This is a genomic window from Cupriavidus sp. 8B (assembly GCF_054589115.1).
This window is the reverse complement of record NZ_BAAILO010000432.1, coordinates 1-526: the sequence shown is the minus strand read 5'-3', so window position 1 is coordinate 526 and position 526 is coordinate 1. Positions and strand designations below refer to the sequence as shown.

The window sequence follows — 526 nt, the reverse complement described above, 5'->3', positions numbered from 1 at the left end:
CACCATCCTGATGGTCGAGCACAACATGAACGTGGTCTCGTCGATTGCCGACAAGATCACGGTATTGCAGCGCGGCGCGATCCTGGCCGAGGGGCCATACGCCGAGGTATCGAAAGACCCGCGCGTGATGGAGGCCTACATGGGCACCGTCGAAACTGCATTGCAGGGCGCGCACTGAGGAGCCAGGATGAGCACAACGCCCGCACTAGAAATCAAGGACCTGCACGCCTGGTACGGCGAATCGCACATCCTGCATGGCGTGGACCTGACCGTGAATCCCGGCGAGGTGGTGACGCTGCTGGGCCGCAACGGCGCCGGGCGCACCACCACGCTGCGCGCCATCATGGGCCTCACCGGCCAGCGCAAGGGCTCGATCCGCGTCAACGGCACCGAGACCATCGACATGCCGACGCACAAGATCGCGCACTGTGGCATCGGCTATTGCCCGGAAGAGCGGGGCATCTTCGCCAGCCTGTCGTGCGAGGAAAACCTGATGCTGCCGCCGCTGTTGAAAGGGCAGGGCACC

The 526-nt window shown here is 64.4% G+C and carries 2 protein-coding genes; both read left to right on the top strand.

Annotated elements, in window-relative coordinates; all coding sequences use genetic code 11:
* On the top strand, window positions 1-178 hold a 178-nt coding region (locus tag ACYP5B_RS41000), incomplete at its 5' end, for an ABC transporter ATP-binding protein C-terminal domain-containing protein (RefSeq protein ID WP_459573564.1).
* Window positions 179-187: 9 nt separating this feature from the next.
* A partial coding sequence (locus ACYP5B_RS40995; RefSeq protein ID WP_459573450.1) for an ATP-binding cassette domain-containing protein occupies window positions 188-526 on the top strand: 339 nt, incomplete at its 3' end.